The sequence below is a fragment of the Arthrobacter sp. zg-Y750 genome, assembly GCF_020907365.1.
GTDB lineage: Bacteria > Actinomycetota > Actinomycetes > Actinomycetales > Micrococcaceae > Arthrobacter_B.
In genome coordinates this window covers 80,917-102,061 of record NZ_JAJJOC010000006.1, presented here as the reverse complement: position 1 = coordinate 102,061, position 21,145 = coordinate 80,917, and the positions used below count along the sequence as shown (strand labels likewise).

Below are 21,145 nucleotides of genomic sequence, written 5' to 3'. Positions count from 1 at the left end.
CTACGGTTGGTGCCCGGCCGCGTGCCGGGCACCAACCCTGTCTGCGGAGGACCTGCATGAACGTAGCGCAGCTGGTGGGCCGGACCTTGGCGGAACTGGGTGCCGGGCACTGCTTCGGCGTGGTGGGGTCGGGAAACTTCACCCTGACAAATTCTCTGCGCGAGCACGGAGTAGCGTTTACCGCCGCACGGCATGAGGGCGGCGCTGCCACCATGGCCGATGCCTATGCCCGCATGTCCGGCCGGGTGGGCCTCGTCTCGGTGCACCAGGGGTGCGGGCTGACAAACGCGGCAACAGGAATAGGCGAGGCGGCCAAGTCCCGGACACCGGTGATCGTGCTGGCTGCCGAGGCCCCGTCCGCGTCCGTGAACTCAAACTTCAGCATGGATCAGGACAGCTTCGCCCGGTCCGTCCTGGCCGTTCCCGAACGGATCCACTCTGCCCGGACCGCAGTCGCGGACACGGTCAGGGCCTATCGCCGGGCGGTTAATGACAGGCGCACGGTTGTGCTGAATCTTCCCCTGGACGTACAGGCCCAAGCAGTGCCGGAAATTCCTTCGCAGCCGGTCCCCGCCCTGCGGCGGCCCGATCCGGTGCGGCCGGGTGCAGGATCTGTTGCCGCGCTCGCAGACCTGCTGGAAAAGGCCCGGCGTCCGGTAATCATTGCCGGCCGGGGAGGCAGAGGGGCACGGAACGAACTGCTGGCGTTGGCCCGCCGCAGCGGTGCCCTGGTGGCTACTTCCGCGGTGGCCAAGGGGCTGTTCAACGCAGACCCGTTCAGCCTGGGCATTTCCGGCGGGTTCGCCTCACCCTTGGCGGCTGAGCTGATCACGGACGCGGATCTGCTGGTCGGTTTCGGCTGCGCCTTGAATATGTGGACCATGCGGCACGGGCATCTTGTGGGCCCCGACACCGCCGTGGTCCAGGTCGATCTGGAGGACGAAGCACTCGGCGCCAACCGTCCGATCACCTTGGGGGTGCAGGGCGACGCAGCCGAAACGGCGACGGCGGTACTCGCGGAACTGTCCAGCCGCGGGAGCGCTGCGCGCACCGGGTACCGGACCGACGGCGTCCGCCGGCGCATCGCCGCCTCCATCCGGTGGCGGGATGAGCCGCTGGTGGATTCCTCAGCCGGCGGCAGGATCGATCCGCGCGTCCTGACCCGCAGGCTAGACGAGCTGCTGCCGGCAGAACGGATTGTTGCTGTGGACTCCGGCAATTTCATGGGCTATCCAAGCCAGTTCCTCGACGTTCCGGACGAGTTCGGGTTCTGTTTCACGCAGGCGTTCCAGTCCGTTGGCTTAGGCCTGGCCACCGCGATCGGAGCAGCTGTAGCCCGCCCGGACCGCCTCCCGGTCCTCGGGACCGGAGACGGCGGCTTCCACATGGCCCTGGCGGAACTGGAAACCGCCGTGAGGCTCCACCTGCCGTTGGTCTGCGTTGTGTACAACGATGCCGCCTACGGAGCAGAGGTCCATCACTTCGGTGCGGACAATCCGCATGCTGACATGGGCACGGTGGTGTTCCCGGAAACGGACGCGGCAGCCATCGGACGCGGTTTCGGTGCAGACGGGCTCACCGTCCGAAAGGCCGAGGACCTGGACGCCGTAACTCAGTGGCTGGCATCAGGCCCGCGCCGGCCGCTGGTCATCGACGCCAAAATCACGTCGGACAACGGTGCCTGGTGGCTCGCCGAGGCCTTCAGCAGCCACTAAGCAGTCACTGAGCAGCCACTAAGCAGCCCCAGAGCAGCCCGGCCAAAGAGAGCCTGCCAAGAGCCCGGCAAAAGCACAAAGGGAAAGGTCCCGTCTCTTGTAAAGACGGGACCTTTCCCTTGGAGGGGGCGGTTTATACGCCCGAAGCCAGGACTTCCGCAGACCGGGCGGCGTTTGGTGTCCACCGCACGTGCGTCGCAGCGGATTCCGGTTCCAGTTCACGCAGCAGCGACAGCCGGGGCCGGACGGCGTCGGTCCGGGCGCTGGGCGGCTTGCGCCGGCCGGCCTTGAACGGCAGGGGCCAATCCGCTCCCGGCCCCCGGTAGTCCTGCTCCGCTGCGGCCTGCAGCGTCCACTGCGGGTTGTACAGGTGGGTGCGGCCCAACGCGCAGAAGTCGGCGCGCCCGGCGAGCAGGATGGAATTCACGTCGTCGTAGGAGGAAACAGCGCCGACGGCGATAACGGCCACGCCGGAAGCAGCTGCCGCCTGGTTGCGGATTTTGTCCGCAAAGGGTGTCTGGTAGCTGCGGCCGAACGCCGGCTTTTCCTCCTTCGAGACCTGGCCGGAGGACACGTCGATTCCGTCTGCCCCGTGGGCGATGAACGCACGCGCGATCTCCACGGCGTCGTCGTCGGTGTTTCCGCCCTCAACCCAATCCGTGGCGGACAGTCGGACGGTGAGCGGGCGCTCGGCCGGCCAAGCCGCCCGGACGGCGTCGAAAACTTCGAGGGGATAGCGCAGCCGGTTCGCCAGGCTGCCGCCGTATTCATCCGTGCGCCGGTTGGAGAGCGGGGAGAGGAAGGAGGACAGAAGGTATCCGTGCGCGGCGTGGAGTTCGAGCAAATCAAAGCCGGCATCGGCAGCACGGCGGGCCGCGTCGGTAAACTCCGCCAAGACCTGCTGCATGTCGGATCGGTCCATTTCCCGCGGCACGTTGCAGTTCTCGCCGTAGGGAAGCGCCGACGGACCCATCACGTCCCAGCCGTCCTCCAGCGGAACATCAATACCCTCCCACATGAGCCGGGTGGACCCCTTGCGTCCGGAGTGCCCGATCTGCGCACCGATCTTGGCCGTGGACTGCTGGTGGACAAAGTCCACGATCCGCCGCCAGCCGGCAGCTTGCTCATCGGAGTACAGGCCGGTGCAGCCCGGGGTGATCCGGCCGACGTCGGACACGCAGACCATCTCGGTCATCACCAGTCCGGCGCCGCCCAGCGCCTTGCTGCCCAGGTGGGTGAGGTGGAAGTCCCCCGGCAGCCCGTCCACCGCCGAATACATGTCCATGGGGGAGACCACTATGCGGTTCTTGAGTTCCAGGCTGCCGATGCGGGCCGGCTGGAACATGGCCGGTGCCACGTCCTGCACGCCGGCGGACTCGGCGAAGGCCTTGTCCGCCAGGGCGGCGAAGCCAGGGTCGCGGAGCTTGAGGTTGTCGTAGGTGATGCGGCGGCTGCGGGTGAGCAGGTTGAAGCAGAACTGCACCGGATCCTGGCCCGCATACTGGCCGATGTTCTCAAACCATTCGAGCGAAGCCTGTGCGGCACGCTGGGTGGATTCGACCACGGGACGCCGCTCCGCCTCATAGGCCGCCAGCGCGGTCTCCACATCGGGATGCTCGTGCAGGCAGGCAGCCAGCGCCAAGGAGTCCTCCATGGCGAGTTTGGTGCCTGAGCCGATCGAGAAATGCGCGGTGTGGGCGGCGTCGCCAAGCAGGACGATGTTCCCGTGCCGCCAGTTTTCGTTGCGCACGGTGGTGAAGTTCAGCCACTTGGAGTTGTTGGACAGAACGCTGTGTCCCTGCAGTTCGTCCCGGAAGATTTCCGTGATCCGGGCGATTGCTGCTTCGTCGCTGACGCCGGGAGGGAACACCTGCCCTTCAGTTTCGTCGAAGCCGGCCGAACGCCATACATCCTCATGCATTTCGACAATAAAGGTGGAGCCCTGGTCCGAATACGGGTAACCGTGGATCTGCATGACGCCGTGCTCGGTGTCCTTGATGAAGAACTTGAAGGCCTCGAACACAAGGTCGGTTCCCAGCCACATGTACTTGGAACGGCGCAGGTCCAGCGACGGTTTGAAGGAATCCGCGTAGGCGCCGCGGATGGCGGAATTGAGGCCGTCGGCGGCGAGGACCAGGTCATGGGTGCGGCTGAGCTCGGCGACGTCGGGGGCCAGCGTGGAGAACCGGACGTCGACGCCGAGGTCTCCGCACCGCTGCTGCAGCAGTTCGAGCAGTTCCTTGCGGCTCATGGCGGCGAAGCCCTGTCCGCCCACGGTGTGCTGCTCACCCCGGAAATGGATGTCGATGTCCGTCCAGCGGGCAAAACGCCGGGACATGGCGGCGGCAATCTCGGTGTCCGCGTTCCCGATGCCGCCAAGGGTCTCGTCGGAGAACACGACGCCGAACCCGAACGTGTCGCTCGCGGCGTTGCGCTCCCACACGGTCACCTCGTGCGCAGGATCCAGCTGCTTCATCAATGCGGCAAAGTAGAGCCCTCCGGGGCCGCCGCCGACAACTGCGATCTTCATGGTGTGTCCTTTCAATACCGGGTGTCCGGTGTGGATCTAGGCCTGGGCCGTTTCAACGATTTCGCGGAGCTTGAAATGCTGGAGCTTGCCGCTGGGGTTCCGGGGCAACTCGTCGACAAACGAAATGGCGCGCGGATACTTGTACGGCGCGATCACCTGTTTGACGAAGTCCTGCAGTTCGACGGCCTTCGCATCCCCCGGCGGAACGTTCTCCCGCAGCACCACAAAGGCGAGGACTATGGATCCCCGTTCGGGATCGGGGCGGCCGATCACAGCGCTTTCCAGTACGTCGGGGTGCTGGTTCAGGGCGGCCTCCACTTCCGGGGCGCCGATGTTGTAGCCGGAGGAGACAATCATGTCGTCGGACCGGGCCTGGTAGTAGAAGTAGCCGTCGGCGTCCTGGCGGAAGGTATCCCCGGTGACGTTCCAGCCGTTGACCACATAGTTTTCCTGCCGCGGGTCATCCAGGTACCGGCAGCCGGTGGGACCAATGACGGCCAGGCGCCCGATCTCCCCGGGGGCCACTTCCTCGTCGTCGGGTCCCAGGATGGTGGCCCGGAAACCGGGCACGGTACGTCCGGTGGCACCCGGGCGGATATCGCTGCCCGCAGCGGAAATGAAGACGTGCAGCATTTCGGTGGAGCCGATTCCGTTGACCAGTTCAAGACCGGTCTCCTTCTTCACTTCCCGCCACGTTGCCTCCGGCAGATGCTCGCCGGCCGAGACGGCCATGCGCAGCGGGCGCAGCAGATCGGCGAGCCCTTCCTTGATGATGGCCCGGTAAGCGGTGGGCGCGGTGAACAGCACGGTGGCACCGGCCTGCCGGCTCAGTTCGGCCAGCTGGGCCGGAGTGGTGCGCTCGGTCAGCAGGGCGCTGGCACCGAACCGGAGCGGAAAAACCACCAGTCCGCCGAGGCCGAAGGTGAAGGCCAGGGGCGGTGAGCCGGCGAAGACATCATCGGCAACCGGCTGCAGGATGTGCCGCGCGAAAGTGTCGGCATTGGCCAGGATGTCGCGGTGGAAGTGCATGGTGATTTTGGGTGTGCCCGTGGTTCCGGAGGTGGGCCCCAGCAAGGCAACATCGTCGGCGGCAGTCTGCACGTTGGTGAAGCTGGCGGGTTTGGCTGCAGACAGGACGGTGAGGTCGCCGTCGTCGTCGCCGCCCACCGGGACCACCGGCACCTCGCCGGCCGCGGTCCTCATGTCCGCCAGGAACCGGTGGTCGCAGAGCACCGCCGTGGGGCGGGTCAGTTCCATCAGTGTGCCGATTTCCCCGGCACGAAGGGCAGGCATGGTGGTCACCACAACGGCGCCCGCCTTCAGTACGCCCAGCCAGCAGGCCACGAGCCACGGGTTGTTGGGCGCGCGCAGCATCACCCGGTTGCCCGGAACAACGCCAAGGTCTTCGGCCAGTACCCGGGCAACCTGGTTGGAACGCTCAAGCAGCAGTCCGTAGCTCCACCGCTCACCGTCCGGGGTCAGCAGCGCGGTGCGGTCGGCGCCCATCGCGGCAGCGGTGTCATCAATCAGTGCTTCAGCAGCGTTGAGCCGGTCGGGGTACTGCAGTTCGGGAAGGGTGAACTCCAGCACCGGCCATTGTTCCCCGGGCGGAAGGTGGTCGCGCGTGAAGGTGTCCTGATGGGCCGAGGGGGATAGTTCCATGGTGCCTCTTTCCGTAGCTGGGCTGGTGTCCCTGGGATGGGTTAGGAGCGGGGACCGCGGATCATGCCCTCCTGGGCCACCGTGGCCAGCAGGGTCCCGTCCCGGGTGAAGAACCGGCCCGCTGCCAGCCCCCGGTTGTTTTGGGAGGAAACGGCGTCCTGGGCGTAGAGCACCCAGTCATCGACCCGGCCGTCACGGTGGAACCACATGGCGTGGTCCAGGCTTGCGGTGGTCAACCCGGGGGTTGCCCAGGCCAGTCCGTGGGCCCGGAGCAGGGGTTCCAGGATGGTGTAGTCACAGACATAGGCCAGGGCCGCACGCTGGATCGCCGGATCATCGGGGAGTTCCGAGAAAGCCTTGACCCACACGGCCTGGTGGGCGGTGACGCCGCTGCCGGTTTCCAGGTACAGCGGTCCCGGAACATGGCGCATGTCGAAGCTGCGGCCGGCCGACCAGTAGCGGGCGTCGTCGCCGTCGTGGCCGTCCAGCACGTCGGCGGCGCTGGCGAGGGACTCAGGATCCACGCCTGCGTACGACGCCGGCAGGTCCGGCTCATACTCCGGGCCGTCTTCGGGCACGTGGAAGGACCCGAGTGCTGCGTAGACCGGCTTTCCGTTCTGGTAGCCCCGCACCTGCCGCGTGGAGTAGCCGCGCCCGTCGCGCAGGAGCTCCACCTCGTACCGGACCGGAATCCCCACATCCACCGGCCGCAGGAAGTAGCTGTGCATGGAGTGCAGCCGGCGGTCCGCGGCGGCTGACTGCATCATGGCCAGCGCACCCTGCGCCACCATGTCCCCGCCGTAGGCCTTGGGCCAGGGAACGTACTGGGGCATGGCGGTGTAGGCCTGGTCAAAGATCTCCGCCACGGTGGGCTTGAGCTCGATGGCCTGCAGGAAGGTGTCCGAGTTCACGAGCGGCGGTATCCGTCCAGCGTTTCGTCCGGCACGTCGTCCAGGTTGACCACAATGTTTTCCGGGGTCCGCGCGGTGAGCCAGACGAGCTCCTCTGTGACCGACATGTTGGCCTCCACATGGGGCATGAAGGGGGGCACGAAGACCCAGTCTCCGGCTTTCATATCCAGGTACTCGGAGTAGTCCGCACCGAAATAGATGCGTCCGTGGCCGCGGAGGACATAGCCGCCGGTTTCCGCTTCGCCGTGGTGATGCGGGAGCGACCGGTAACCGGGCACATTGGATACCTGCCCGAACCAGATTTTGGTGGCCGGAGTGTGCTGGATGCTGACGCCGGAGACCCGGACGCAGTCCCCGGACTGGGCGGTGTTGGTGTCTTCCTCCCCGGCCCGCGTCACCACGGGCACCACCTGCCCGTCGGGGCCGGCATAAACGGAGTTGTCTCCTTCGACGCTGTACGCGGTCATGATTTTCCTTTCCTGGCACCGTGGGCGCCGGTGGGTGGATGCTCTAGGCGGTGACCCGGGAGGAGACCCGGATGTGGTTTTCCAGCCGGCCGATCCCGCCCACCTCGGTGGTGAGGACATCGCCGTCGGACAGATAGCGGGGAGGATTCATGCCCATGCCCACTCCGCCGGGGGTCCCGGTGAGGACAATGTCGCCCGGACGCAGCTCGGTGAAGGTGGAAATATAGGAGAGCAGGCGGGCGGCGCTGAAGACCAGGCTGGCCGTATTGCCGTGCTGCATGCGCTCGCCGTTGAGGTAGCAGCTGACCTCCACTCCGGCCTCCGGATCCAGTTCGTCGGCGGTGACGAGCACCGGCCCCAGGGGCGTGCTCCGGTCAAAGGCCTTCCCCTGGAACCACTGCAGTGTCCGGTTCTGCCAGTCCCGCATGGAGATATCGTTCGCCGCGGTGTAGCCGGCAATTCCTGCTGCTGCTTCAGCCTCGTCGGCATGGCGGAGCGCGGTTCCCACCACGACGGCGAGTTCGCCCTCCCAATCCACGCTTTCACTGCCGCTGATGTCCAGGTCCGCGAAGGGGTCGGTGAGGGTGTCCGCGAATTTCGCGAAGAGTGTGGGGAACCGGGGAAGCTCCCGGCCCATTTCCAAGATGTGCTCGCTGTAGTTCAGGCCGCAGCAAATGACCTTGGCCGGCGCCGGGAGCGGGTTGAGGAGTGTGGTCCCTTCCCGCGGGACGGAGCGGGCGACGGCGTCCGGTGCGGCGGCCTGCCGGGTTGCCTCTTCGCGCCATTGGTCCTGCTGAAGCAGGGCGCTGAGGTTTGGTGCGTCCAAGGGGAGGTAGCTTCCGTCCGGCAGCACAACGGCCGCGCTTGTCCCGCCCCCGGCGGCTATGGTTGCCAGCTTCATATGCTCTCCCTGCCTGTGTCTTCCCCGGCTGTGGAAGCAGTCCCGAGGAATATGTCGACTTTGTGACTGGCGTCACGTAGGCTCAATGTAGCACGGTGCAAATGGCTTGAACAGAGGCATTTGCACGCAGGAAAGTGATCCGCTCAGGAGGAAAAACCGCAATGCAGAATAAGGTCATCAACCCCTCTTCGCTGCCCAAACCGTCGGGGTATGCGCACGGCGTGCTGTCGGGGAACACGGTCTATCTGGGCGGGCAGACTGCCCTGGATGCAGAGATGCGGATTGTGGAAGGCGGTGTGGTTGCACAGTTCCGGCAGGCCTTCGGCAATGTGCTGACAACGCTGGCCGAGGCGGGCGGTCGTCCCGAGGATCTGGTATCCGTGACCATTTACCTCACGGATGTGGACGACTACATGGCCAACGGCCGCGAAATTGGCCGTATCTGGCGTGAGATGGCGGGGTCGGAGTATCCGGCGATGGCCGGGATCGGTGTCAGCCGGCTGTGGCAGAAGGAAGCGGTCATCGAGATCCAGGGCGTCGCCGTAATCCAGGACCGGGACTAGCCGGGACGAGCCGGAACTAGGGAACGTCGTCGATGACGGCGGTCGCGTGCGCTTCGGCCAGCGGACCCAGAACGGAGTGCAGCCGGGAAAAGAGGTCGTGTGCCTCCAGCGCATTCCAGTCCTTGGAGAGCAGCTCCACCGGCAGCCCCGGGTCCAGGTACGGGAGCCGGCGCCATTCGGTGAGCAGTAGCAAGTGGTCCACGAACGCGCGGGCCATGCGGTCCGCAACGGGCTGCCCGCCGTCGAGCCAGCGTTCCAGCAGCGGTTGCTGGAGGCGGATGAACTCGGCGTACTGAAGCTCGAGCGCCGGCAGGTCCCACCACTGCGCCACATTGGCCCGCATGTCACTGCTGCCAACGTGGTCGGCGAGGAAAAACTCCAGGTACTGGCCCATACCGCGGTTTTCGAAGTAGGACAGAACCGAGGGACGCAAATGTCCGGGGGCAATCCATAGCCCCGGGGTGACTGATCCGAAACCCATCCGCACCAGTGAGCTGCGGATCTTGTGCCGGATATTGCGCTGGGATTCAGGGACGGTGAAGGTGGCGAGCAGCCAGGGATCCTCAATGCCGGCGCGGCGGGGATGGAAAATCCTCTCGTCACCTTCGCGGAAGGTGTCCTGCATCCCGGACGACAGGGCGTATCCGCTGCGGCCCTGGACGGTCACACTTTCCAGGACACCCCGCTTCTTCAAGCGTGAGATGGAGGAGCGCACCCCCGCCGGACCGACACCGGCGTCCTGTAGAAGCCGGATGATGGTGGCCACCTGAATGCCTGCTCCCGGGGTCCGGGCATAGAGGCCAAACAGCGTAACGATCAATTGGTGGTGCCGGGGCACCGTGCCTTCCTGCATTTCCGCCGCAGGCGGCACTTCCTTGATCATTCCGTTATGGTACAACGCGCCGGACCTGCGGCTTGACCCCCGGCCGCCGGGCAGCGCAGCATGTACTGCCGGCCCGGAAATCTGCCGCAAACGGCGGGAATCATCCGCGCGCCGCCGTCGTTATACCCAATGCTGGACCGAGAGGGCCGGCAGTTGAGGCAACACGCAGTTGAAGAAACACCGGAAGTACTTGGCAACTGAACACGGGGATGATCGGTTTCGACGATGTTTGTTGAGCCAGGGGAAGCGGGCCGAGAACGCAGAGTTATCTCGTTAACGCTCTCTGCAAAAAAATAAGTGCCAAACCTATGCGCACTGACTTCGCTCTCGCTGCCTAAGCAGCCGGAGTAGTCCGTCAGCCCGGAGTCGCTCTCGCTCCGGATGCTGGCGTCGTTTAGAGGGCCACTGCTGAATACCTCTGCCGTCGGGGTGTTCGGGACTTTATGACGGCTGGGCCCGGATCAGCCACTCGTTTGCAAGATGGCTGGGGCCGAGAAAATCCGACGCATACTGCGCCCGGAGAAGCCCTGACAATACAACACCGGACGGGGGTTCGATTCCCCCCATCTCCACCGTATGTTGCGCCGAGACATCCTTTACGGGTGAGTCGGGTCAACGTTGACACCCCGGTCTTCGGACCGGGGTGTTTTTCTTTGTCCGGCGGCATGCGCTTCCAACGCCGCGTTGAGCGGGCGCTAATCTGGGGGGAAGAAACTCGGTACGCGTGAAGGGACACCCATGCAGGCATTGACCATTACCCCCGGGCAGAAGGATTCGCTGGACCTGGCGGACCTGCCGGAGCCGGAAGCGGCCGAAGGCAGCGTACTGGTGGAAACGCTTGCTGTGGGGCTGTGCGCCACGGACCGGGAAGTGATCGCGGACGAGTTCGGTACTGCTCCCGAGGGCCGGGACTACCTGGTGATGGGCCACGAGAACCTGGGCCGGGTGCTGGAAGCGCCGGAAGGCTCCGGGCTGGCCGCGGGGGACCTGGTGGTGGGGATTGTCCGCCGTCCCTGTGCGGAGAACTGCCGTGCCTGCGCTGCCGGTGAATGGGACATGTGCCATACCGGCAATTACACCGAGCACGGCATCGAAGCCCTGGACGGCTTTGCCCGCGAACGCTGGCGGGGTGAACCGGAGGACATGGTGAAGCTGAAGCCTTCCCTGGAACGCGTGGGCGTGCTGCTGGAACCGGCCACCATCCTCGCCAAGGCATGGGAACAGGTAGACAGGATTGGCAGCCGCGCCTATTTCCGCCCGCACGTGGTTGCCGTAACCGGTGCAGGACCGGTGGGCCTGCTGGCCGCGCTGCTGGGCATCCAGCGCGGAATGGAGGTGCATGTCTTCGACCTGGAAGAAGGCGGACCCAAGGAAGCCCTCACCAAGGAACTCGGTGCCGTATTCCACACCGAGTCCCTCGCCGAATCCGGCGTCAGTGCCGATATCACCATCGAGTGCACCGGTGCTCCCGCCGTGATTCGCGAGGTGTTGCAGAACGGCGCCAAAAACTCCGTCACCTGCCTGACCGGGGTCTCCGAGGAAGGCGGTGAAGAGTCCTTGGACCTGGGGGCGCTGAACCTGTCCCTGGTGATGGACAACCGGGTGGTCTTCGGAACCATCAACGCCAACCGCCGGCACTACCTCAAGGCGGCCGAGGCACTGGCCAAAGCCGACACGTCGTGGCTGGACAAGATAATTTCCCGCCGGGTTCCCCTGGCCGACTACGAGCAGGCCTTCGAAGACCGCGACGGCGACATCAAGGTGGTGCTGGACCTGGCCTGATCCGTCCGGGAGGGTATTCAGCGGGGCCGGCTTCGGTGGTAGACAGGAAGAACCAGGGCCGCCCGGCGGCCGCGGCAAACCGCATTGGAGGGACGCTGATGACCAAGGAAACCGACCTTCCCATCATGCCCGGCGGATCGGACGCCGACCGGGCAGACCAGGACATTCCCACCGTTCCGGGCGCCGGTGACGCCGGCCCGGCCGGGGAAATCCACCGCGACGGTTCAGAGGCGGACGGAATGGACCAGGACATGATTCCCGGGGCGGGCGACGCCGGCCCCAGTGGCCCGGTCTATCCCGAGGGGTCCGAGGCCGACATCCTGGAACAGAAGGCGGAGGTCCCGGTGGATGACGACGGCTATCCGCAGGGATCCGAAGAAGACGATTCAAACGAGCGCTAGCGGGGGTCAGGCACCGTCGGGGTAGTACTGGCTGCTTTTGCCGTAGTCGGGATCCAGCGGGGAGCGTTGCATCTGGTGGTCCGCAGGGTGTTCCAGGCAGCTGGTGCGCAGGAAGACCGTGACGAAGTGCCCCGGGTTTGATTCGCCGCGTTCGTAGGTGACCGTGGCGCGAAGGCCTCCGCTGCTCAGCACTATTTCGCGGACGGGGCCGTCGGTTTCGTCGGCATACCCGGCTTCCCGGTCGACGGTCCATCCCTCCTGTTCCAAGGTGGAGACAACTTGCTCCTGTGCCGCGTTGGCTGCGGTGGCGTCCTGCGCCGTCGCGCTCAATTCCGACATCCAGCTTGTTTGCTTTTGTTGTTCCTCGATTTCGGGGCGAAGGCAGGAGATTTCCCGCAGTTTGTCGACCGCCAGTTCTGCGGCGCCTCCCGTCCCCTGCTGCAGCAGGGGAACCAGTTTCTCCAGCTCCTGCTGGATGTCCGCGAACTCTTCCGCGGAAAGAGGTGCTGCCGTGGATGTCTCCGTTTCTTGGGATTCTGCCTGCACCGAGGGCGCGCATCCTGCGGCAGCGGCGGTGATCAAAAGTGCCAGTATGACGGCGCCGGAGCGGCCGCGGGACCGTGGAGTCAATTCGCTCACTGTTCCAGGCCTTTCACGCCCAGTTTTCCATTCGCATAACTCCGGGTGCTCTTCGCGGTGTCCTCGATATACAGACTCATGCATCAGTCTGAAACTTCATTTCCATCCCCCTGGATCTGACCGAATGACTGCCCCCGAGTATTGCATGAGTCCATTTGTGCGGCCATGAGCCGAAGTGTCCATACCGCCCTGCTGAGGACGCCCCGGATCCGCCTGGAGCCGCAGACCACCGTAGAATGGACGGCGGCAACACGGCCGGAGGAAACAGCAGGAGCGGCGTGAACTTATTCGACCCGGCGGAGGTTTTCGACGCCGTTGACCTCGCCGGAGTGCTGGCCAACGGGGTGTTGGGCGGAGCCGTGGCACGACAGCTGCGGATGGACCCGGTGGGCTTCATTGTGCTGGCCCTTACCTCTGCCCTGGGCGGCGGTGTACTCCGCGATACCTTGCTGCAGGCCGGTACACCCGTGGCCCTGACCAACCCCGCCTACCTGTTCACGGCCATTGCCGGTGCTTTCATCGCGTACGCCATTGAACTCAAGGGCAAATGGGCCAACCGCTTCCTGATTGTGATCGACGCCCTCGCACTTGGCTGCTGGGCAGCAACCGGTACCGCCAAGGCCCTGGCCGTGGACCTGGACTGGCTGCCTGCCATCCTGATCGGCGTGGCGACGGCGGTGGGCGGCGGCATGATCCGCGACATTGTGGTGGGGCGCGTCCCGGCAATCTTCGGCGGCAACACCCTGTATGCCACCGGCGCGCTGGTGGCGGCCGCCGAAATGGTGGTCCTGTACAGCCTGGGAATGCAGAACGTGGGCATGGGCGTGGCCATCGGCACCTGCGCGGTCCTGTGCATCATGGCCCGGCGCCGCGGCTGGCGGCTGCCCGGCCCGGGCGAGTTCACCGTCAAGCTGCCCCGCCGCACCCGCCCGGCCGAGCGGCAGGCAGCAGGTTGGCCGCGGCCCACACTCCGGCGCCCCCGCCTGAGGCCACGGCCCCGCCCTGCATCCGGGGAAGGCGCCGCGGAAGGAACCGGGCACAAGAACCCGGACCAAGATGACACCGGACGCGAATAACTGCGCTTATTTGCGCTAAAACGCTGATTCCGGACGATTTAGTCCCGAAAAAATCCACTTTTGCAGACTCGCTACGCCGGAGTAGCGTGGCCGTTATGACTGCTTACAAAAGCGTAAATCCCGCCACTGGAGAGACCCTCCAGGAATTCCCCGAAGCCACCGATGCTCAGATCAGCCAGGCCGTCACGTCCGCCCACGAGGCGTACCTCGCCTGGCGCAACGAACCGGTAGCGAGCCGGGCAAAGGTTGTTGCCCGGGTTGCCGAACTGTACCGGGAGCGCGCCGACGAACTGGCCGCACTCATTGCCACGGAAATGGGCAAGCCGCTGACCCAGGCGAAGGGCGAGGTAGCCCTCTCCGCGAACATCTACGAGTACTACGCCACCGAGGGCCCCGGCTTTATGGCCGACGAACAGCTGGCACCCAAGGGCGGCGGCACCGCCGTCGTCCGTACCCTGCCGGTCGGCCCCCTGCTGGGGATCATGCCCTGGAACTTCCCCTACTACCAGGTGGCCCGCTTCGCCGGCCCCAACCTGGTGCTGGGCAACACCGTGCTGCTCAAGCATGCCAACAACTGCCCGCAGTCCGCGCTGGCCATGGCACAGATCTTCGCCGACGCCGGCGTGCCCGAAGGTGCCTACATCAACCTGTTTGCCACCAATGAGCAGGCCGCGGACATCATCGCCGACGCGCGCATCCAGGGTGTATCCCTGACCGGCAGCGAACGGGCAGGCGCCGCCGTTGCCGAGGTGGCCGGCCGGAACCTGAAGAAGTACGTGCTGGAACTGGGCGGCAGCGATCCGTTCATTGTCCTGGACAGCCCGGACCTGGATGCCACCGTCAAGGCGGCCGTGGCCGGCCGCATGAACAACGCCGGGCAGGCCTGCAACGCCGCCAAGCGGTTCATTGTGATGGAGGACATCTACGAGGAGTTCGTGGAGAAGTTCACCGCACGGATGGCGGCCATGGAACCCGGCGACCCGCTGGATCCGGAAACCCGGTTCGGCCCGCTTTCCTCGCAGGCCGCAGCGGACGGGCTGGTGGAACAGATCCGCAACGCCGTTGAGCAGGGGGCGACGCTGCGCACCGGCGGTGGACACATCGACGGCCCCGGCGCTTACGTGCAGCCCACCGTGCTCACCGACGTCACCCCGGACATGCGGGCCTTCTCCGAGGAGCTGTTCGGACCGGCCGCCGTCATCTACAAGGTGGCCAGCGCGGATGAGGCCGTGGAGCTGGCCAACAACTCACCGTTCGGCCTGGGCGGCACCGTCTTCAGCGCCGATGAGGACAAGGCACTGGAGGTGGCGGACCAGCTGGAAAGCGGCATGGTCTGGATCAACGGCACCGCCAGCACCCAGCCTGACCTGCCCTTCGGCGGCGTCAAGCGGTCCGGCGTCGGCCGCGAGCTGGGCCGCTACGGCATGGACGAGTTCGTCAACAAGAAGCTGGTCCGCACCCCGGCCAAGCGCTGAGGACGGACTAGGCCGCGCGGGTGCTTTCCGGTTCCGCGCTTTCGGGCTCCGGCCGGGAAGCATCCGCGTGGTCGCTGGGTCCGTTGAACACCACGTAGCGGTAGGCGAAGTACCGGAAGATGTTGCCCAGGGCAATGCCCACGATGTTGCCGGAGATGTTGTCCGCGAACTGGCTGCGGTAGCCCAGGACGTAGTGGGAGACGTACAGGCAGCCGGTGGCGATGAACAGGCCCACCAGGTTCGTCAGGCCGAAAAGCAGGGATTCGGTGCGGATGCTGCGGGTGCGCAGCTTGCGGAAGGTGATGTAGCGGCTGCCCAGCCAGGAGACGGTGGTCGCTGCCAGGACGGAAATGGTCTTGGCCAGGATGGGGCTGTCCTGGATCAGGGTGGAGGAGAGGATGTTGAACAAACTCACATCCACCACGAAGGCCACGGCTCCCACAGCCGAGAAGGAGCCGAGGCGGCGGGCGATCGCGCGCACCTTGTTGGTTTTAGCCATTACCGAATCCGTTCAACGCGTTCGCACCGGGACGCAGCTTCCTGCCCAAGCCGTGCAATCACGCAGGTGTGGGACTTTTACCTTCGGATGATTGCACACCGTGCATTTGGCCGCAAAATCGGGTAAAACGCAAGCGGAATCAGGGCAGTGTGACCGTAAAGACAGTTCCCTTGCCGGCTTCGCTCTCCATGGCGATGGTGCCCCCGTGCTCCTCCACAATGCGCTTGGTGATGACCAGGCCCAGCCCCACGCCGGGGATCTGCGCGCGGCGGGCGGTGCCGGAGCGGAAGAATTTGGTAAATACCTCCGCCTGCTCGGCTTCGGTCATGCCGATGCCGCAGTCGGCCACCTGCAAAATGGTGGCGCCCGCGTCAGTGCGCCAGGCGCGGATCGTCACCTGGCCGCCGTCGGGCGAGTACTTGACCGCGTTGGAGAGCAGGTTGTCCAGCACCTGCGAGATGCGCTTGGGATCCACCATGGCCGGCAGGGACTCCGGGACCTGGGCGATCAGCTCGACGGCGTTGATTTCAGCCCGCGGCTCGGCGGAAGTGATGCAGGAGCGGATCAGTTCGCTGAGGTCGGTGACTTCCTGCTCCACGCTGGTGGACCCCGCAGCGGCGGAAAGCAGGTCGGAAACCAGATGCAGGAGCTTCTCCGAGTTCCGCTGGGCGACCTTCAGGGAGGACGCCACATAGGACGGAATGGAATCTTCTTCGTCCAGCGCCAGCTCCAGGTAACCCATGATCGAAGTCAGCGGGGTACGCAGCTCGTGTGAAACGTTGGCCACGAAGTCGTCCTTGGCTGCCACGGCGTTGACCAGGCCGGTGACATCGCTGTAGGCGATCACCGAGCCCCGGAACGCGTCGTCGTCGCCCTTCATGGACCGGGCAGATACGCTCAGGGCCTTCTGTTCCTCGCCCTCGCCGTACCAGACCAGCTGGTCCGAGAAGGACTGTCCGCGGCCCGCGCGCTGCACCGGACGCTGCTCCAGCGGGACCGGCGTAGAGCGGTCGGGGCCGAAAATCAGCATTTCGCCCTCGGTGGGACGCTTGGTGAAGTAGGGGGCGGCCAAACGCTCATGCAGGCGCTGGCGCGAGTTGGTCAGGATCCGTCGTCCGTCCTCGTCAATAACCACCACACCCACCCGGACCGTGTCCAGGATGGTCTCCAGCATGGATTCCTTGCGCAGGCTCTCCAGCAGCGAAGCCTGCAGCACCACGTCCTTTTCCTGCAGCACCACGGCCTGGGCGGTGAGGCTCGCTTCCGCCGCAGCACGGGCAGACTCGGCGTCCTCAGCCGTGCGCAGCGCCGAGATCAGGTCCCGTTCGTACAACCGGCGCTCGTGCGCGTAAAACGCGACAATCTGGTCAAGGGCGGGCCGGTCGCCGGCTGCCGGCGTGCGGGTGGCGGAAAGAAGTACCGGAATGCGCTGGCCTCCGGGTCCCATGAGGTCGACGGCGAGTTCCGCGAACGCCTTGTTCATCCCCAGCTGGGGCATGGCGTGCGTGGTGTAGACAATCCGGTCACCCACCGGCAGCAGCTTCAGCAGGCTGGTGCCGCGCAGCTCTTCAATGGATTTACCGATCCATTTGAGCACCATGGCGTTGGCGGACACCACGGTGCCGTCTTCCAGGGTGAGGATGTGCCCGGCGGGTGCGTTGTTGAACAGTTCCTCGTAGTCGAGCGGGAAAAGCCGGTCCACCGCGGGCTACTTTGGCTGCTGCAGGAAGTCGAGGATGATGTCTGCGGTCTCGTCGGGGGCGCTGACGTGGGGAAGGTGCCCGGTGGCCTTCATCTGCACCAGGGTGCTCTGCGGCATCCCGTCACGGAGGTACCGGCCTACGTGCTCGGGGCAGAGCAGGTCCGAGGAGGCCTGCATGATCAGGGCCGGAACGGCAACCCGGGCCAGGAGGTGGCGGACGTCGGAGAGGAACGCCACCCGGGCGAACTGGCGGGCGATGGTCGGGTTCACCCGGCAGAAGCTGCCCTCCAGCTTGGCGCCGAGGGCGGGAGTTTCCGGGTTGCCCATAATGACCGGCGCCATGTTTGCCGCCCAGACCAGGTAGTTGGTGTCCAGGGACTCCAGCAGATCATCGAGGTCGGCCCGGCTGAAGCCGCCTTCATAGCCGTCCTCCGGGTGGTCCATGTAACTGGGGGACGGGGCCACGAGAACGACCCGGCCCAGCCGTGCGGGTGCGGCGGCGGCGGCGGCAATAGCCATCATGGCGCTTACGCTGTGGCCGATAAACGTGACGTCCTGCAGGTCCAGTTCCTCGCACAGTTCCAGGACGTCATCCACATAGCCGTTCAGGCTGGAGTACTTGGCCGGAGAGTAAGCAGCGGCATCGGAATTGCCGGCGCCCACGTGGTCGAAGACAACCACTTTGTACTCATCCGTGAAGCGGGGAAGAACGCCCTCCCACATGCCCTGGTCGCAGCCGAATCCGTGGGCGAAAAGCAGTACCGGGCCGTGGGCGCGTCCCAGCACTCGAACATTGTTCCGAGTGCGGATATCAGTTGTCATGTGCGTTTGCGCCTGCTTTTCTTCTGATGCAATGTCCGCCCCTGCCCCACAGCGGATTCAACTGCACACTTTACAGGTTCCCGGCAGCTCTAGACGCCATATTGGTTCCGTTCGGAAATGCGTTTAGCGTGCAGCTCCACCGGGGATTTCCGATCTTCAGGCCACTGGTTATCCGCGGCTTCCCGGGCAACCCGGATGGTGGCTATCCATCCCCACACGCTGGTGGTTTTTCCGACGTAGCCGTGCCCGTACCAGCGTTCCTGCCCGGCGTCGTTGGGCTGAGCATCCCCGGTCACCTGCAGGCTTCCACCACCTGCAAACATGCCCAAGCGCCCGACGGCGACTGTACGGGAACAATGTCGCCCACCTCGAGCGCGGTGGCGGTGTGCGGGGAAAAGGGAAAGGTCCGGGCCGGCATGCTGCCATGGTGGCACGGAGGTGCGTAATTCGAATTGCGCAAAACACGGGAATTCCTGTTTTTGGTACTGGAGGCAGGCGGCCTCAATTGCTGCTGCGATCCTGCTCCTTAGCCCACGGCAAAGCGGAGTTCGGCCGCTCCGCCGTTGAACTGGGTGGTGGCCACCAGGTGCATGGGCGGGGTGGGTCCGTCCACCGGCAGCAGCCGCCGGCCGTTGCCCAGGGCAACGGGCATGTAGGTCACCCACAGTTCGTCCAGCAGTCCGGCGTCGGCAAACTGGGCGGCCACATTGCCGCCGCCCACCACCCAGACGTCGCGTTCACCGGCAGCATCCCGGGCTGCGGCAAGCACCTCGCGCACGTCGCCGGACGCGAAGCGCACGTCGGCCTGCGGGGGAGCGGTCTCTTCCCGGCTGGTGAGCACCCAGCACGGCTGCCGGTAGGCCCAGGTGTCCGGTTCCTCCGTGCGCAGCCAGCGGTAGGTTTCCCCGCCCATCACCACCGCCCCCACGCCGGCGAGGAACCGGTCATAGTGCGCCTGGAACGCTTCGAAACCGAACTGCAGCAGCCAGTCCAGGCTGTTGTCCTCGGTAGCGATGAAGCCATCCAGGGACGAGGCGACGTAATAGATGACCTTGGGCATGCCGAAAGACTACCGGCGCCCCCGCAGTGCCGGGCAGTGGACGGTCCCAAACGGTAGCCCCGGGCACCGGATTGCGCCCGCCTTCCGGCGCGCTCCGCCAGCTTCTGGGATAGGTTGGGAAGCACGCACCATAAGCAGCCTGACTATTTTGGATCCGGCCGGCGGACGGCACCGGGCGGGACGCGGAAGGAAGAACATATGAGCGAGCGGCTCGTAGCTGACCTGATTGTCGACCGGCTGAAAGCCTGGGACGTCCAGCGGGTGTTCGGGTACAGCGGAGACGGCATCAACACCGTGCTCGGCGCCATGCGCCGCAGCGGGGACCCCGAGTTCATCCAGGTCCGGCATGAGGAAAACGCCGCCTTTATGGCCGTGGGGCACGCCAAGTACACCGGCGGCGTGGGCGTGGTGATGTCCACCCAGGGGCCGGGGGCCATCCATCTGCTCAACGGACTGTACGACGCCCGGCTGGACGGGGTGCCCGTGGTGGCCATTGTCGGCCAGCAGTCCCGCAGCGTCCTGGGATCCTCCTACATGCAGGAGGTGGACCTGATGAACCTGACCCGGGACGTGGCCTCGGCCTTCCGGCAGCAGATCAATTCCCCCGAACAGGTTCCGCTGGTGCTGGACCGCGCCTTCAAGAAGGCCCTGGCCACCGGCACCCCCGCCGTCGTCATCATTCCGCATGACGTGCAGCAGGCGCCGGCGCCGGAACTGGAGCAGGAGCACGGCATCCTGGACACCGTCCCGGTGTTCCGCCCGGCCCGCATCCAGCCGCTCGAAGCGGATGTGCGCGCCGCCGCGGACCTGATCAATGCTGGAGAAAAGGTGGCGCTGCTGGTGGGGCAGGGCGCCCGGCATGCCCGCGCCCAGGTGGCTGCCCTGGCCGAAAAGACAGGCGCCGGCATCACCACCAGCCTGCTGGGCAAGCCGTACGTGGATGAAACCGCGCCGCTGGCTGCCGGCACCATGGGCCATCTGGGCACCGCCTCCGCAGGGTACGTGCTGAACAACTGCGACACGCTGCTGATCATCGGCTCCAATGACCCGTGGACCGAGTTCTATCCGACGCCCGGATCCGCCCGCGCCGTGCAGATTGACCGGGACGCCTCGGCCATCGGCAACCGCTATCCGGTGGAGGTAGGCATCACCGGAGACGCCGGCCCGACACTGGATGCCCTGCTTCCGCTGCTGGACGCCAAACCCGACGCACCGTGGCGCGGCAAGGTGGAGGAAAGCGTACGCCGCTGGCACGAACTGGCCCGCGTCCGCGCCATGACCGAAGCGGAACCAGTGAACCCCGAACGTGTGGTCTATGAGCTGAACCGGCGGCTGCCGGCCAACGCGCAGGTGGCGGTCGACGTCGGCAGTTCGGTCTACTGGTACGCCCGGCACCTGCAGCTTCCCGAAGGCGTGCCGGCGCACCTCTCCAGCACCTTGGCAAGCATGGGCTGTGCGGTGCCGTACGGCCTGGCCGCCAAGCTCGCCGCCCCGGACCGTCCCGTGGTGGCGCTCTCCGGTGACGGTGCCATGCAGATGGCCGGGGTGGCCGAACTGATCACCCTGAGCAGGCTATGGCAGAAGTGGGAGGACCCGCGGTTTGTCATCTGCGTGCTGAACAACCGGGAGCTGGCCGAGGTGACCTGGGAGCAGCGTGAAATGGAGGGCGACCCGCGGTTTGAGGACAGCCAGTCGCTGCCGGACTTCAAATACGCCGAATACGCGAAGCTGCTCGGCCTGGAAAGCATCCGGGTGGAGGATCCGGAACTGCTGGGAGAAGCCTGGGACGTGGCGCTCGCGGCCAAGCGGCCGTTCCTGATCGAGGTTGTCACCGATCCAGCCGTGCCGCTGCTGCCGCCCTTCCCGGCCGGTGCGGCGCAGGCGGAAACTATGAAGGACGGACTGGACCAGGAAGGCGCCGCCGGTGAACACTCCCGCCGGATGCTGGAAACCTACCTGGCCCAGGAAGAGGGCCTGTACGGGGACCTCTGAGGCCCGGCGCTAGGCCCGGCGCTCCGCCCGGCGCTCCGCCCGTTGCTGAGCCCGTTGCGGCGAAG

19 protein-coding genes and 1 other RNA gene are annotated in these 21,145 nt (G+C 65.8%); 8 read left to right on the top strand and 12 right to left on the bottom strand.

What is annotated here, in order from left to right:
* Positions 1–56 precede the first annotated feature (56 nt).
* A complete protein-coding gene (locus LOC57_RS03415; RefSeq protein WP_229958076.1) occupies positions 57–1,715 on the top strand; it encodes a thiamine pyrophosphate-binding protein in 1,659 nt (552 codons plus the stop codon).
* 133 nt (positions 1,716–1,848) lie between these two features.
* Here LOC57_RS03415 and LOC57_RS03410 read toward each other — a convergent pair whose 3' ends face one another.
* The 5 genes from LOC57_RS03410 to LOC57_RS03390 are packed head-to-tail and all read right to left on the bottom strand — an operon-like array spanning position 1,849 to position 8,186.
* The gene (locus LOC57_RS03410) at positions 1,849–4,245 is read right to left on the bottom strand and encodes a bifunctional salicylyl-CoA 5-hydroxylase/oxidoreductase (protein WP_229958074.1); all 2,397 of its coding nucleotides are present in this window, start codon (positions 4,243–4,245) and stop codon (positions 1,849–1,851) included.
* Between the two features lie 36 nt (positions 4,246–4,281).
* Positions 4,282–5,907 carry an AMP-binding protein gene (locus LOC57_RS03405; RefSeq protein WP_229958072.1) on the bottom strand — a complete coding sequence of 542 codons (1,626 nt, stop codon included), beginning with the start codon at positions 5,905–5,907 and terminating at the stop codon, positions 4,282–4,284.
* 41 nt (positions 5,908–5,948) lie between these two features.
* On the bottom strand, positions 5,949–6,818 hold the full coding sequence (locus LOC57_RS03400; RefSeq protein WP_227911870.1) for an acyl-CoA thioesterase: 870 nt from the start codon (positions 6,816–6,818) through the stop codon (positions 5,949–5,951).
* Positions 6,815–7,285 (bottom strand): cupin domain-containing protein, encoded by a 471-nt coding sequence (locus LOC57_RS03395; protein ID WP_227911869.1) that lies wholly within the window; start codon positions 7,283–7,285, stop codon positions 6,815–6,817. Before LOC57_RS03395 ends, LOC57_RS03400 begins: the two co-directional genes overlap by 4 nt.
* A 43-nt stretch (positions 7,286–7,328) precedes the next feature.
* Positions 7,329–8,186, bottom strand: a complete 858-nt coding sequence (locus tag LOC57_RS03390) for a fumarylacetoacetate hydrolase family protein (RefSeq protein WP_229958070.1) — start codon at positions 8,184–8,186, stop codon at positions 7,329–7,331.
* Between the two features lie 161 nt (positions 8,187–8,347).
* Here LOC57_RS03390 and LOC57_RS03385 point away from each other — a divergent pair, with 161 nt between their 5' ends.
* Positions 8,348–8,749 carry a RidA family protein gene (locus LOC57_RS03385; protein ID WP_227911867.1) on the top strand — a complete coding sequence of 134 codons (402 nt, stop codon included), beginning with the start codon at positions 8,348–8,350 and terminating at the stop codon, positions 8,747–8,749.
* 16 nt (positions 8,750–8,765) lie between these two features.
* Here the strand turns inward: LOC57_RS03385 and LOC57_RS03380 are convergent, their stop codons facing one another.
* Positions 8,766–9,632: a PaaX family transcriptional regulator gene (locus LOC57_RS03380; protein WP_227911866.1), complete on the bottom strand. Its 867-nt coding sequence runs from the start codon at positions 9,630–9,632 to the stop codon at positions 8,766–8,768.
* Between the two features lie 205 nt (positions 9,633–9,837).
* Between LOC57_RS03380 and ssrA the strand changes: the two genes are divergently transcribed.
* From ssrA to LOC57_RS03365, 3 genes are all read left to right on the top strand, one after another.
* Positions 9,838–10,207, top strand: a transfer-messenger RNA (tmRNA) gene (ssrA, locus tag LOC57_RS03375).
* Between the two features lie 163 nt (positions 10,208–10,370).
* Positions 10,371–11,414, top strand: coding sequence for a glucose 1-dehydrogenase (locus LOC57_RS03370; protein ID WP_229958068.1), 1,044 nt, complete (start codon positions 10,371–10,373; stop codon positions 11,412–11,414).
* Between the two features lie 98 nt (positions 11,415–11,512).
* A complete protein-coding gene (locus LOC57_RS03365; RefSeq protein WP_227911864.1) occupies positions 11,513–11,815 on the top strand; it encodes a hypothetical protein in 303 nt (100 codons plus the stop codon).
* 6 nt (positions 11,816–11,821) lie between these two features.
* Here the strand turns inward: LOC57_RS03365 and LOC57_RS03360 are convergent, their stop codons facing one another.
* Positions 11,822–12,454, bottom strand: coding sequence for a hypothetical protein (locus LOC57_RS03360; protein ID WP_229958066.1), 633 nt, complete (start codon positions 12,452–12,454; stop codon positions 11,822–11,824).
* Between the two features lie 278 nt (positions 12,455–12,732).
* Here LOC57_RS03360 and LOC57_RS03355 point away from each other — a divergent pair, with 278 nt between their 5' ends.
* Positions 12,733–13,530 carry a trimeric intracellular cation channel family protein gene (locus tag LOC57_RS03355; protein ID WP_227911862.1) on the top strand — a complete coding sequence of 266 codons (798 nt, stop codon included), beginning with the start codon at positions 12,733–12,735 and terminating at the stop codon, positions 13,528–13,530.
* Positions 13,531–13,625: 95 nt separating this feature from the next.
* Positions 13,626–15,005 carry an NAD-dependent succinate-semialdehyde dehydrogenase gene (locus tag LOC57_RS03350; protein ID WP_229958064.1) on the top strand — a complete coding sequence of 460 codons (1,380 nt, stop codon included), beginning with the start codon at positions 13,626–13,628 and terminating at the stop codon, positions 15,003–15,005.
* Positions 15,006–15,012: 7 nt separating this feature from the next.
* Here LOC57_RS03350 and LOC57_RS03345 read toward each other — a convergent pair whose 3' ends face one another.
* The 5 genes from LOC57_RS03345 to LOC57_RS03325 form a co-directional block, all read right to left on the bottom strand.
* Positions 15,013–15,504, bottom strand: coding sequence for a GtrA family protein (locus LOC57_RS03345; protein ID WP_227925592.1), 492 nt, complete (start codon positions 15,502–15,504; stop codon positions 15,013–15,015).
* Positions 15,505–15,643: 139 nt separating this feature from the next.
* Positions 15,644–17,206, bottom strand: coding sequence for a PAS domain-containing sensor histidine kinase (locus LOC57_RS03340; protein ID WP_227925590.1), 1,563 nt, complete (start codon positions 17,204–17,206; stop codon positions 15,644–15,646).
* 6 nt (positions 17,207–17,212) lie between these two features.
* Entirely contained in the window at positions 17,213–17,992 is a 780-nt protein-coding gene (locus LOC57_RS03335) for an alpha/beta fold hydrolase (RefSeq protein ID WP_229958055.1), read from the bottom strand.
* 125 nt (positions 17,993–18,117) lie between these two features.
* On the bottom strand, positions 18,118–18,357 hold the full coding sequence (locus LOC57_RS03330; protein ID WP_229958053.1) for a hypothetical protein: 240 nt from the start codon (positions 18,355–18,357) through the stop codon (positions 18,118–18,120).
* 197 nt (positions 18,358–18,554) lie between these two features.
* A complete protein-coding gene (locus LOC57_RS03325) occupies positions 18,555–19,088 on the bottom strand; it encodes a dihydrofolate reductase family protein (RefSeq protein ID WP_229958051.1) in 534 nt (177 codons plus the stop codon).
* Between the two features lie 198 nt (positions 19,089–19,286).
* Between LOC57_RS03325 and LOC57_RS03320 the strand changes: the two genes are divergently transcribed.
* Positions 19,287–21,080 carry a thiamine pyrophosphate-requiring protein gene (locus tag LOC57_RS03320; protein WP_229958049.1) on the top strand — a complete coding sequence of 598 codons (1,794 nt, stop codon included), beginning with the start codon at positions 19,287–19,289 and terminating at the stop codon, positions 21,078–21,080.
* Positions 21,081–21,145 lie beyond the last annotated feature (65 nt).

What these genes read in the sequence shown, in the direction of transcription:
- LOC57_RS03415 (WP_229958076.1), top strand. Translation starts at nt 57, where the DNA reads ATGAACGTAGCGCAGCTGGTGGGCCGGACCTTGGCGGAACTGGGTGCC.
- LOC57_RS03410 (WP_229958074.1), bottom strand. Translation starts at nt 4,245, where the DNA reads ATGAAGATCGCAGTTGTCGGCGGCGGCCCCGGAGGGCTCTACTTTGCC.
- LOC57_RS03405 (WP_229958072.1), bottom strand. Translation starts at nt 5,907, where the DNA reads ATGGAACTATCCCCCTCGGCCCATCAGGACACCTTCACGCGCGACCAC.
- LOC57_RS03395 (WP_227911869.1), bottom strand. Translation starts at nt 7,285, where the DNA reads ATGACCGCGTACAGCGTCGAAGGAGACAACTCCGTTTATGCCGGCCCC.
- LOC57_RS03390 (WP_229958070.1), bottom strand. Translation starts at nt 8,186, where the DNA reads ATGAAGCTGGCAACCATAGCCGCCGGGGGCGGGACAAGCGCGGCCGTT.
- LOC57_RS03385 (WP_227911867.1), top strand. Translation starts at nt 8,348, where the DNA reads ATGCAGAATAAGGTCATCAACCCCTCTTCGCTGCCCAAACCGTCGGGG.
- LOC57_RS03380 (WP_227911866.1), bottom strand. Translation starts at nt 9,632, where the DNA reads ATGATCAAGGAAGTGCCGCCTGCGGCGGAAATGCAGGAAGGCACGGTG.
- LOC57_RS03370 (WP_229958068.1), top strand. Translation starts at nt 10,371, where the DNA reads ATGCAGGCATTGACCATTACCCCCGGGCAGAAGGATTCGCTGGACCTG.
- LOC57_RS03365 (WP_227911864.1), top strand. Translation starts at nt 11,513, where the DNA reads ATGACCAAGGAAACCGACCTTCCCATCATGCCCGGCGGATCGGACGCC.
- LOC57_RS03350 (WP_229958064.1), top strand. Translation starts at nt 13,626, where the DNA reads ATGACTGCTTACAAAAGCGTAAATCCCGCCACTGGAGAGACCCTCCAG.
- LOC57_RS03345 (WP_227925592.1), bottom strand. Translation starts at nt 15,504, where the DNA reads ATGGCTAAAACCAACAAGGTGCGCGCGATCGCCCGCCGCCTCGGCTCC.
- LOC57_RS03325 (WP_229958051.1), bottom strand. Translation starts at nt 19,088, where the DNA reads ATGCCCAAGGTCATCTATTACGTCGCCTCGTCCCTGGATGGCTTCATC.
- LOC57_RS03320 (WP_229958049.1), top strand. Translation starts at nt 19,287, where the DNA reads ATGAGCGAGCGGCTCGTAGCTGACCTGATTGTCGACCGGCTGAAAGCC.